General features: G+C 56.2%; 10 protein-coding genes. 5 read left to right on the plus strand and 5 right to left on the minus strand.

Features of this window, described 5'->3' with window-relative positions; genetic code table 11:
- Nucleotides 1–17: 17 nt before the first annotated feature.
- The 3 genes from ACQG0S_RS15675 to aegA form a co-directional block, all read right to left on the minus strand.
- On the minus strand, nt 18–1061 hold the full coding sequence (locus ACQG0S_RS15675) for a DUF1176 domain-containing protein (RefSeq protein ID WP_022648961.1): 1044 nt from the start codon (nt 1059–1061) through the stop codon (nt 18–20).
- A 109-nt stretch (nt 1062–1170) separates the two neighbouring features.
- Complete coding sequence (nudK, locus tag ACQG0S_RS15680) at nt 1171–1761, minus strand: GDP-mannose pyrophosphatase NudK (RefSeq protein ID WP_048965538.1); 591 nt, start codon at nt 1759–1761, stop codon at nt 1171–1173.
- Between the two features lie 67 nt (nt 1762–1828).
- Nucleotides 1829–3805, minus strand: coding sequence for a formate-dependent uric acid utilization protein AegA (gene aegA / locus ACQG0S_RS15685; RefSeq protein WP_074142866.1), 1977 nt, complete (start codon nt 3803–3805; stop codon nt 1829–1831).
- A 152-nt stretch (nt 3806–3957) separates the two neighbouring features.
- On the opposite strand from aegA, the gene narQ reads away from it, so the two are divergent.
- Together narQ and acrD are read left to right on the plus strand one after the other, a co-directional pair.
- Nucleotides 3958–5652 carry a nitrate/nitrite two-component system sensor histidine kinase NarQ gene (gene narQ, locus ACQG0S_RS15690; RefSeq protein WP_048965541.1) on the plus strand — a complete coding sequence of 565 codons (1695 nt, stop codon included), beginning with the start codon at nt 3958–3960 and terminating at the stop codon, nt 5650–5652.
- Between the two features lie 141 nt (nt 5653–5793).
- Nucleotides 5794–8907, plus strand: coding sequence for a multidrug efflux RND transporter permease AcrD (gene acrD, locus ACQG0S_RS15695; RefSeq protein ID WP_048965542.1), 3114 nt, complete (start codon nt 5794–5796; stop codon nt 8905–8907).
- Nucleotides 8908–9017: 110 nt separating this feature from the next.
- Here acrD and ypfM read toward each other — a convergent pair whose 3' ends face one another.
- Nucleotides 9018–9077: a protein YpfM gene (gene ypfM / locus ACQG0S_RS15700; RefSeq protein ID WP_100181659.1), complete on the minus strand. Its 60-nt coding sequence runs from the start codon at nt 9075–9077 to the stop codon at nt 9018–9020.
- A gap of 387 nt (nt 9078–9464) precedes the next feature.
- Here ypfM and ACQG0S_RS15705 point away from each other — a divergent pair, with 387 nt between their 5' ends.
- From ACQG0S_RS15705 to ACQG0S_RS15715, 3 genes are read left to right on the plus strand one after another with little or no spacing between them, the layout of a single operon-like run.
- Nucleotides 9465–9821 (plus strand): ArsC family reductase, encoded by a 357-nt coding sequence (locus tag ACQG0S_RS15705; RefSeq protein WP_048965543.1) that lies wholly within the window; start codon nt 9465–9467, stop codon nt 9819–9821.
- 3 nt (nt 9822–9824) lie between these two features.
- On the plus strand, nt 9825–10952 hold the full coding sequence (dapE, locus tag ACQG0S_RS15710) for a succinyl-diaminopimelate desuccinylase (protein ID WP_017383496.1): 1128 nt from the start codon (nt 9825–9827) through the stop codon (nt 10950–10952).
- A gap of 24 nt (nt 10953–10976) precedes the next feature.
- A complete protein-coding gene (locus ACQG0S_RS15715; RefSeq protein WP_000383991.1) occupies nt 10977–11174 on the plus strand; it encodes a YpfN family protein in 198 nt (65 codons plus the stop codon).
- A 38-nt stretch (nt 11175–11212) separates the two neighbouring features.
- Here the strand turns inward: ACQG0S_RS15715 and ypfH are convergent, their stop codons facing one another.
- Nucleotides 11213–11908, minus strand: a complete 696-nt coding sequence (ypfH, locus tag ACQG0S_RS15720; RefSeq protein WP_048965545.1) for an esterase — start codon at nt 11906–11908, stop codon at nt 11213–11215.
- Nucleotides 11909–11963: the final 55 nt, after the last annotated feature.

Consider the following 11963-nt stretch of genomic DNA (forward strand, 5'->3'; position numbering starts at 1 on the left):
CGGTAAGCGACAGAGCCCTACCTTGTGATCCACAGCGTGGGCCAGGCATCTGGCCCATTCCAGTTATCGCAGCTTGGCTCTTCCGCGTAGCGCACCAGGCGGAAGCGCTGGCCGTTAAAACGCCAGCGGGTCTGGATCCCACAGTCGCCAATCCCGCGTCCCAGTGCCAGCGTGGTCAGCTCGCGCGTTTTTTCATCGAAGCTGGCATTCATCAGCTCCATGTCGCTACTCTGGCTGGAAGGGGTAAACGGCAGGCGCAATCTCACGCTTCTGGCAGCAAACGGTTTTTTACGCGACACCAGCCACGCCAGATCGACGGTGTTGTACGCCCCCGCCTCACAGCTGATGATCATCAGCGCTTTGTCATCGGTCAACGCGGTCACGCGCACTTCACGCCGGTTCGGATCGAGGGAGCACTGGCTGTGGTTCATGCGCCAGGTACCGTAATCCAGCAGATCGTTAAGTTCGTTATGCGTCAGCGGCGTTGGCGTGGGGTTCACCACTGCCACCTTTTTTAATGCCGGCGCAGGCGGCACGCTCAGCGGTGGACTATCCCCTTTTTTAATCCATGCCGTTTCACTTCCGACGCGTTTTTGCTGGGCATCAATAAACAGCAGCGCCGCTTTCAGACCGGCCAGAGAGATCGTTTGCTTCCCCTCGCGCAGGGTCAGCGCCTGCCCTTCCTGAATGGTTTTCAGAAACGTGGTGATGGTGCCCGTATCGTCTGTTTTAAGATGCCAGGGGGTTAACTGCCAGTGTTGCGACGTGAGCTGAAGCGGCACATTGTCGAGCAGCAGGCGCGGGGCAATGTCAGGCTCTTTCACCGGAGGCGTCGAAAGACCGCCGAGATCGATGCGCAGGCTGGCGTCTGTTTTTGCCCCCGCACTGCGGCTCAGCGTCATGACCAGACCGCGATGCTCGCCGGTGTTGCGCGCTACGCAGAAATTCTGGTTATTGCAGGTCACCTGCCAGTCTGAAAAAGACTGCTGCGCAGGCGCAGCCCACACCAAAGGCGCGGGAAGCACGCAAATGAAGAAGAGAAGAAAAACGCAGTAGCGCATGAACGGCACAGCCCCGGAAACGAATAGGTCAATCTGGGGCGTATCTTCGTGCCCTGGGCGGGCTGGCTCAATCGGATTTATCGGATAGATTTATCTGAAATACAACTTATCACGCTACCGCCGCAGCATTCATCAAACCGCTGGTTTGCAGATACTGCAACAGGATCACCGCTTTACCGTCGCGGATCTCGCCGCTTTTCACCATGTCGACAGCCTGAGCGAAAGGCATTTCCAGCACTTCAATGTCTTCATCGTCCACGCCACCGCCCCGGTGCGTGCGCTGGGCATCGGTGTACTCCGCAATGAAGAAGTGAACCAGCTCGGTAACCCCGCCAGGGGACATAAACAGCTCAAAGACTTTCTGCACCGCCCCCACCTCAAAACCCGTCTCTTCAATGGCTTCTTTGCGGATACACACTTCCGGCTCATCGTCGTCCAGCAGACCTGCACAGGTTTCAATCAGACGTCCGTCCGCGTTGCCATTGACCCATGTCGCGATGCGAAACTGGCGGATCAGCACCACGCTTTGCTTTTCACGGTTATACAGCAGAATGGTTGCACCATTGCCCCGGTCGTAGACTTCGCGTTTATGGCGAATGACATCCCCGCTCTTACGGGTGAGATCGTAAGTGATGTTACGCAGGACAAAGTAATTTTCAGAAAGGATTTTGTCTTTAATAACGGTAATGTTCAGGGACATACGGGCTCCACGGCAAAATGAGTCTGTTTATACTACGCCGTGATGCCCGCTTTGTCGCCCGTCTGCGTTAATGCATGTTGCGCGGCGGCACGCCAAGCCAGTCCATGATCCCCTGCGCGGCATGGCGCCCTTCCGCCATCGCGGTGACCACCAGATCCGCACCACGTACCGCATCACCGCCAGCAAAAATCTGCGGATTCGAGGTCTGGTAACGATAACGGCTCTCCACGGAGGCCCTGATGCGCCCCCAGTCGTCGGTTTCGACGCCCTGCGCCTGAAGCCACGGCATGGCGTGCGGATTAAACCCAAACGCCATGATCACCGCATCCGCTGGCATGACAAACTCACTGCCCGCCACCGGGACAGGACGACGCCGCCCCTGCGCATCCGGCTCGCCCAGACGGGTGCGCAGCATCCGGATACCGTTGACCTTCCCGTCGGTATCCAGCGTGAGCTCAACCGGCTGGACATTAAATTCAAACGCCGCGCCCTCTTCTTTCGCGTTTTTAACCTCTTTCTTTGAGCCCGGCATGTTGGCCTCGTCCCGCCGATAGGCGCAGGTTACTTTCGCCGCGCCATGTCGCAGCGCGGTGCGCACGCAGTCCATCGCCGTATCGCCCCCGCCCAGCACCACCACGTTTAACCCCTGCGTGTCGATAAACGGCTCGTCTGCGGTAGGGTCAAGACCCATCACGTTCCGCGTGTTTGCCACTAAAAACGGCAGCGCGTCGTACACGCCCGGCGCGTCTTCATGAGGGATACCTGCTTTCATGGAACGATAGGTCCCTACGCCGATGAACAGGGCATCGTAGTCGTTTTGCAGTTGGACCATCGACACGTCTTTTCCCACCTCGCAGTTCAGCTCGAAGCGGATACCCATCGCGCTGAATATCTCTCTGCGCCGCGCTAACAGGGATTTATCCAGCTTGAAGGCCGGAATACCAAAGGTCAGCAATCCGCCGATTTCTGGATGGCGATCGTAGACCGTCACACCGATGCCGCTGCGCACCAGTACGTCGGCACAGGCCAGCCCTGCCGGACCGGCACCAATGATGGCGACGCGCTTACCGACCGGTGTAACGTGGCTGACGTCCGGCGTCCAGCCCATCGCCAGCGCCCGATCCGAGATATATCGTTCGATATTACCGATGGTTACCGCCCCTGACGCATCCCGCAGGGTGCAGGCGCCTTCACATAATCGATCCTGTGGACAGACGCGGCCGGTAATTTCCGGTAAACAGTTAGTCTGGTGAGAAAGCTCAGCCGCACCGATGATATCCCCCGCCCTGATCCGCTCAATCCACTGCGGAATATGGTTATGCAGCGGGCAGGTCCACTCGCAAATGCTGTGGTCGCCACATTTCAGGCACCGGGATGCTTCGCGCTGCGCCTGTTCCGGGCGAAACGGCAAGTAGATCTCGTTAAAATGGCCGGCGCGCGCGTCGGGGCTGAGCTTATCCGGCTCACCGCGCGCCGGGGTGTTTTGCATCTGTTGCCGTTTGGTTTGCGGAGGGGCTGATTGAACCGCCTCGCTGTGCCACGGCAGCGCGTCCAGCCTTGCGCTGCGCTGTCGGCGCTGTTTAACCAGCTTATCCAGCACGGCTGGGGTGGCGAGCGTAAGCACCTCCGCCGGGCAGTTTTCAACGCAGGCCGGGCCTTGCGGCCTTTCCAGGCAGAGGTCGCATTTGTGCGCCGAGGCCTTTACGCTGTCATTTTCAAGCGGGGTGATCAGCATGTCCATCGTGCCAAACGGGCAGGCCACCACGCAGGCTTTACAGCCGATGCATTTTTGTTGATTGACCTGTACGCTGTCGCTGTGTTGCGTGATGGCTCCGTTCGGGCAGCTTTGCGCGCAGGGCGCATTTTCACAGTGGTGGCAGGTCACTGGGCTTTTTCGCAAGCCAGAGGTAAGGACCGTAATGCGGGGATGAAAATGGCGCTCGCTCAGCGCGTGCTGCTCCCCGTTGTGCGCCATCACACAGGCAACTTCGCAGGCGCGACAACCGATACACTGTTGAGCGTTGGCCATAATAAAACGATTCATAACAACACCTGTTTTTGGTTCAATAACCTTATTCTTTATATTGTTATCGTATTTACCCACAGTGGCATGGCGACGCAATGTTCAAATGCCCAGGAAGGCGAACTATTTCCAGTGAACCTGTGGCAGATCAATTTAATTCAGGAAGCTGATGAGTGACCGTTAAACGCCCCGTATCGGGAAGCCTGGCTCGGGCTTTCTTTTCGATGATTGTCTTGTCCGTTCTGATCAGCGCCATTGCGCTGGTTACACTCGCCAGCAGCCAGCGCGACGCCGAGGCGATTAACATCGCCGGATCGCTGCGCATGCAGAGCTACCGCCTGGGCTACGAAATGCAGCGCGCCAGCCCGTCGCTGGCAGAGCACCGCGCGGTCTGGCAGAAAACGCTGAGCGCGCCTGCGTTGCAGAAGCTAAACCGCTGGTATGTGCCAGAGGACGTCAAACAGCGTTACCAGCAGTTGCAGCTTGGCTGGCAGGAGATGGACACGCGTATCGCCAGCGGCGATACCGGGTGGTATCAGAGCAACATAGAGGATTTTGTGGGCCGGATAGATGCCTTTGTGCTGGCGCTACAGCACTACACCGAACATAAGATACAGCTGGTGATTTTCATGTCGCTGACGGGCGGCCTGGGCATCCTGCTGCTGGCGGTGATGACCCTGCGGCGCATCCGCCGTCAGGTTGTGCTGCCGCTGAATAATCTGGTGGCAGCGAGCGAGCGTATCGAACAGGGGCAGTTCGATACCCCCGCGCCGGATATTATGCTTCCCAACGAGCTGGGCCAGCTTTCCCGCGCCTTCAACCATATGTCGGCGGAATTACACACCCTGTACCGTTCCCTGGAGCACTCCGTTGCCGAAAAAACCCGCCACCTGAATGAAGCGCATCAGCAGCTTGAAATGCTGTTCAAATGCTCACAGGCGTTGAATACCGGGCAGATAGACAGCCACTGCTTCCGGCATATTTTGCAAATTGTGCATGACTATACGCAGATGAATTACCTGCAATTGCGCACCAGTGACGACTGGCAGCTTTACGAAGGACAGGAGTCCCCGGGCGAGAAAATGCACAATTTACCGGTATTAATGCAGGACACCCTGTACGGCGAACTGCGCTGGCAAAGCGCGACCGGGGATGTTCCGCTGCCGCTTATGGAAAGCGTGGCGACGATGCTGGGCCGGGGGCTCTATTTCAATCAGGCGCAGAAACATTATCAGCAGTTGCTGCTGATGGAAGAGCGCGCCACCATCGCGCGTGAGCTACATGATTCTTTGGCGCAGGTGCTCTCCTATTTGCGTATTCAGCTTACGCTGCTGAAGCATGCCGTGCCGGGCGACAATGCCCCGGCGCAGACCATCATTACGGACTTCTCCCGCGAGCTGAATAACGCCTGGCATCAGCTACGCGAGCTGCTCACCACCTTCCGCCTGACGCTCAACCACGCCAATCTTCCTGCCGCGCTACAGGAGTCTCTCGACGGTTTGCAAAGCCAGACCAGCGCGAAGCTGGTGCTTGACTGCCGTCTCTCATCGCTTGCGCTGGACGCGCAAAAACAGGTGCACCTCTTACAGATTGTGCGTGAGGCAGTGCTGAATGCGATTAAACATGCCGACGCCAGCGAGATTGTGGTCAGCTGCGTCACCACCGCGGACGGTACTCACACGGTCACGATCTGTGACAACGGTATTGGTATCGGCGACGCCAGTGAACCGCCGGGGCATTACGGGCTGAATATCATGCGCGAACGCGCGGGACGGCTCGGCGGAACATTACACTTTTCTCAGCCCCCACAGGGCGGTACACAGGTCAGCGTGACGTTCCGGACACCTGCGGCGCAGGCTGAAAAATAGCGGGAAAGAAGGCGCGCTGAAAAAAGCGCATGATAATTTACATTATCTCCTTTATTTCTCCACGTTTGACCTGGGCCTTACCGCTAAAGTTAGGCGGGCAATAAACAATAATGACGTGCAGCAAAACGAGGTCACATTTTAATGGCGAATTTTTTCATCGATCGCCCCATTTTTGCCTGGGTGCTTGCAATCCTGTTGTGTCTGACGGGTGTCCTGGCGATTACTTCCCTTCCTGTTGAGCAATACCCCGACCTCGCCCCCCCTAACGTGCGTATCACGGCGAACTACCCTGGCGCCTCGGCACAGACGCTGGAAAATACCGTCACGCAGGTTATCGAGCAGAACATGACGGGTCTTGATAACCTGATGTACATGTCCTCGCAGAGCAGCGCCACGGGCCAGGCGACGGTAACCCTGAGCTTTACGGCGGGCACGGATCCGGACGAAGCGGTGCAGCAGGTGCAAAACCAGCTGCAATCGGCCCTGCGTAAACTGCCTCAGGCGGTGCAGAACCAGGGGGTGACCGTGCGTAAGACCGGTGACACCAATATTTTGACCATCGCGTTTGTTTCAACCGATGGCTCGATGGATAAGCAGGACATCGCGGACTACGTCGCCAGTAATATTCAGGACCCGCTCAGCCGTATCAACGGCGTGGGTGATATCGACGCCTACGGCTCGCAGTATTCCATGCGTATCTGGCTGGATCCCAACAAGCTGAACAGCGTGCAGATGACCGCCAAAGATGTCACCGACGCTATCGAATCGCAGAACGCTCAGATTGCCGTGGGGCAGCTCGGTGGTACGCCGTCCGTGGATAACCAGGCGCTTAACGCCACCATCAACTCCCAGTCGCTGCTCCAGACGCCTGAACAGTTCCGCAATATCACACTGCGCGTGAATCAGGATGGTTCGGAAGTGCGTCTGGGGGATGTCGCCACAGTGGAAATGGGGGCGGAAAAATATGACTACCTGAGTCGCTTTAACGGCAATGCCGCGTCCGGCCTGGGGGTGAAACTGGCCTCCGGCGCCAACGAAATGGCGACCGCGCAGCGGGTGTTAGAGCGTCTGGATGAGCTGTCGCATTACTTCCCGCACGGACTGGAGTACAAAGTCGCCTACGAAACCACCTCATTCGTAAAAGCCTCCATCGAAGATGTGGTGAAAACCCTGCTCGAAGCTATCGCGCTGGTGTTCCTCGTGATGTACCTGTTCCTGCAAAACTTCCGCGCCACGCTGATCCCCACCATTGCGGTGCCGGTGGTGTTGCTGGGAACCTTTGCGGTGCTGTATGCCTTCGGTTACAGCATCAACACCCTGACCATGTTTGCCATGGTGCTGGCCATCGGCCTGCTGGTGGATGATGCCATCGTGGTGGTGGAAAACGTCGAGCGCATCATGAGCGAGGAAGGGCTTTCGCCCCGCGAGGCCACGCGCAAATCGATGGGACAAATTCAGGGTGCGCTGGTCGGTATCGCCATGGTGCTGTCGGCGGTATTTATCCCGATGGCGTTTTTTGGCGGCACTACGGGCGCGATTTATCGCCAGTTCTCGATCACCATCGTCTCTGCGATGGTGCTCTCCGTACTGGTGGCGATGATCCTTACCCCTGCTCTGTGCTCGACGCTGCTCAAACCGCTGCATAAGGGCGAACACCACGGTCAAAAAGGCTTCTTCGGCTGGTTTAACCGCATGTTTAACCGAAATGCGGCGCGCTATGAAGCGGGCGTGGGTAAAGTACTGCACCGCAGCGTGAGCTGGATGGTGGTCTATGTCCTGCTGCTCGGCGGCATGGTCTTCTTATTCCTGCGGCTGCCAACCTCGTTCCTGCCGCTGGAAGATCGCGGCATGTTTATCACCTCCGTACAGTTACCGAGCGGCTCGACCCAGCAGCAGACCCTGAAAGTGGTGCAGAAGGTTGAGAACTACTTCCATACTCAGGAGAAGGATAACGTGGTCTCCGTCTTCTCCACCGTCGGCTCTGGCCCTGGCGGTAACGGGCAGAATGTGGCGCGTATGTTTGTGCGCCTGAAAGACTGGGACCAGCGCGACAGCGATAGCGGCTCCTCCTTTGCCATCATTGAACGTGCAACTAAAGCGTTCAACAAAATCAAGGAAGCGCGCGTTTTCGCCAGCAGCCCGCCCGCTATCAGTGGCCTGGGCAGCTCAGCCGGATTTGATATGGAGCTTCAGGATCACGCGGGTGCCGGGCATGACGCGTTGATGGCAGCTCGCGATAAACTGCTCGAGCTGGCCGGGAAAGATCCGCAGCTTACCCGCGTTCGTCATAACGGTCTGGATGACAGCCCTCAGCTACAGGTGGATATTGACCAGCGTAAAGCGCAGGCGCTGGGCGTCTCCATCGACGACATTAACGACACCCTGCAAACGGCATGGGGCTCAAGCTACGTGAATGACTTTATGGATCGCGGTCGCGTGAAAAAGGTCTACGTTCAGTCTGCTGCCAAATACCGCATGCTGCCGGACGATATCAACCGCTGGTATGTGCGCAATAACACCGGCGGCATGGTGCCGTTCTCGGCGTTTGCGACGTCACGCTGGGAGACCGGTTCGCCGCGTCTGGAGCGTTACAACGGCTATTCGGCGCTGGAGATTGTCGGTGAAGCCGCGCCTGGCGTCAGTACCGGTACTGCAATGGACATTATGGAAAAACTGGTTCAGCAGTTACCGACCGGCTTTGGCCTGGAGTGGACGGCGATGTCCTACCAGGAACGGCTTTCCGGCGCGCAGGCGCCTGCCCTGTATGCCCTTTCGCTGCTGGTGGTGTTCCTCTGCCTGGCGGCGCTGTATGAAAGCTGGTCAGTGCCGTTCTCGGTAATGCTGGTGGTGCCTCTCGGGGTCATCGGCGCGCTGCTGGCAACCTGGATGCGTGGCCTGGAAAACGATGTCTATTTCCAGGTCGGACTCCTCACCGTAATCGGATTGTCGGCGAAAAACGCCATTCTGATCGTCGAATTTGCCAGTGAGATGAATGCCAAAGGTCACGAACTGATGGCCGCCACGCTGCACGCCTGTCGTCAGCGCCTGCGCCCGATCCTGATGACTTCTCTGGCGTTTGTATTTGGCGTCCTGCCGATGGCCACCAGCTCCGGCGCAGGCTCCAGCAGCCAGCACGCGGTGGGAACGGGCGTTATGGGGGGAATGATTTCCGCGACGATTCTGGCTATCTATTTCGTACCGCTGTTCTTTGTGCTGATACGCCGTCGTTTCCCGCTGAAGGATAAGCCGGAATAACTCGTTGAAATAAAAAAAGGCGGCTTTACAGGCCGCCTTTTTATTGTGTGATTCTTTCACACTATGGTTATTTTAGTTAATTAAGTGCTCTTGCATTTCTTACCGGAAATTCATTTACGAAGCATGCCTTCGATAAAATCTTTCCAGTTCCCCAGTTCATGTTCAATCATAACAACCTCTCTTATTATTATGTGCATTCTACGAAAACGTATCATCATTGTGAAGCCACTTTAACCGATTGCTGTGATTGAGCCTCGCTGTGCAGGTAGGTTTAGGATCACTATGAGCGTTGCCGGGTAAATTTTATGTGACCCACAGCAATATTTTGAAATAGTCAGAAAAATGACAGCATTTTTAATTTCCCCCTGAGTTTATTGGCAATTTATACAGAGTGGACAACTATGCTTAAAAGATGGAACACTATTCAGCGTACAGCTGTTCGTTGAATTATGGAGAATTGTAAATCACGAAAAATTCCGAATATGTTATATTCCACTTAAGGATATATCTTCGAAAATATTGAACATTTAATCCACACAAGAACAAAAGGATTCACTATGGTTGTGATGTACGGCATTAAGAATTGCGATACGATTAAAAAAGCCCGCCGCTGGCTGGAAGCACACAACATCGACTATCGCTTCCATGATTACCGTACCGACGGGCTTGACCCCGCGTTTCTCCATTCCGCCATCAACGAACTGGGCTGGGAAGCGCTGCTGAACACCCGCGGGACCACCTGGCGAAAACTGGATGAATCTCTCCGGGCCACGATCAACAACGCCGACAGCGCAGCCAAACTGATGCTTGAAATGCCGGCAATCATCAAACGCCCATTGCTCTGCAAGCCAGGTCAGCCTATGCTGCTGGGTTTCAGTGAAACCCTTTATTCAGATTTATTCGTTGAGGTGTAGTCTATGTCATGCCCGGTCATTGAGCTGACTCAGCAGCTTATTCGCCGTCCTTCCCTTAGCCCGGACGACGCAGGTTGTCAGGCATTAATGATTGAGCGCCTGCGTGCCATCGGTTTTACCGTCGAGCACATGGATTTTGGCGATACGCAGAACTTCTGGGCATGGCGCGGTCAGGGGGAGACGCTGGCGTTTGCCGGACATACCGACGTAGTTCCCGCAGGCGACGCAGACCGCTGGATCAACCCGCCTTTTGAGCCAACCATCCGCGACGGCATGCTTTTCGGACGCGGCGCTGCGGATATGAAAGGTTCCCTGGCTGCGATGGTCGTGGCGGCAGAGCGTTTCGTCGCCCAGCATCCGAACCATAAAAACCGTCTTGCGTTTTTGATTACCTCCGATGAAGAAGCCAGCGCCCACAACGGCACCGTGAAGGTCGTTGAGGCGCTGATGGCGCGCAATGAACGTCTGGACTACTGTCTGGTGGGCGAACCGTCCAGTACCGAAGTGGTGGGCGATGTGGTGAAAAATGGCCGCCGTGGATCCCTGACCTGCAATTTGACCATTCATGGCGTGCAGGGCCACGTTGCCTATCCGCACCTGGCGGATAACCCGGTACACCGCGCCGCGCCGATGCTGAACGAACTGGTGGGCATTGAATGGGATAAAGGCAACGAATTTTTCCCGCCAACCAGCATGCAAATAGCCAACATCAAGGCCGGCACCGGCAGCAACAACGTCATTCCCGGCGATCTCTTCGTCCAGTTTAACTTCCGCTTCAGCACCGAACTGACCGACGAGATGATAAAAGCGCGCGTGATTGCGCTGCTCGAAAAATACCAGCTGCGCTATACCCTCGACTGGTGGCTGTCTGGCCAGCCGTTCCTGACGCAGCGCGGTAAACTGGTGGATGCGGTAGTGAACGCCATTGCGCACTATAATGAAATTAAGCCACAGCTGCTGACAACGGGCGGCACATCTGACGGACGCTTTATTGCCCGCATGGGCGCACAGGTTGTCGAACTGGGTCCGGTTAACGCGACGATTCACAAAATCAATGAATGCGTGAACGCTGCCGATTTACAACTGCTGGCCCGCATGTATCAACGTATTATGGAGCAGCTCGTCGCCTGACGGGTGCTTAAAGAGGATTAGCGAATGGACTGGCTTTCAAAGTACTGGTGGATTCTGGTGTTGGTATTTCTGGTAGGCGTGCTGCTTAACGTGATTAAAGATCTCAAGCGCGTTGACCACAAAAAGTTCCTTGCCAACAAACCGGATCTTCCGCCGCACCGTGATTTTAACGACAAGTGGGACGATGAAGACGACTGGCCGAAGAAGGACCAGAAGAAGTAATCGCTTTGTTTCCCCTCTCCCTAGGGAGAGGGGAAACCTCACATAAACTCGACGATATCATCATCATTCGGCTTACCGCCGCTGAGCGCTTCATCAAAGTAGTGCTTCGGTACGGTATAACGCAGATGACCGAGCGCGAACTGCATACTGCGATCGTCAATGGCATGCCCCAGATCGTCCACGATATCCAGCGTCACATCCCCGCCTTCACGCGTCAGCGCGTCCTGGGCCGCAACCGCATGCGAAAGCTCAATTACCCGGTCTTCACCCCCATGAATGAGATGGATCGTGGTCTGCGTGGTCGCGCTTTGCGGTAACGTCGCAAAACGCCCATTGAAGGCAATCACGCGGGACACCAGTCCGGGCTGCGCTTTTACGCTTTCCAGCGACATGATTGAGCCCTGAGAGAAGCCAATCAGCGCTGTTGCATTGGCACCTACGCCGCTCTGCTGCTGCCAGTAACGCACGGTATTGATAAAGGCTGGCATAACGGCATCAATACGTGCCTGACGATTTTCCTCCGTCACGCCCTCGACGGAAAACCACTGCCGCCCTTCCGGACCGCAGGGCTCCACGCCGCCGATACTGACGATCAGCGCGTGTGGGAAAACGGGTGCAAACCAGCTGCCAATCTGTCCCATATTGACGGCATTGTCGCCCACGCCATGAAACAGAAGTAGTAGCTGTTTAGCAGGTGTATCCGGGCTTTGCACAACAAAATGGTCATGTTTCATGGCGATCTCCTTAATTGTTAAGCAGGATTTTACGCCTCTGCGGGGTAATGACCAT

The sequence above is a fragment of the Enterobacter cloacae complex sp. 418I7 genome (assembly GCF_050030705.1).
Classification (GTDB): Bacteria; Pseudomonadota; Gammaproteobacteria; order Enterobacterales; family Enterobacteriaceae; genus Enterobacter; species Enterobacter intestinihominis.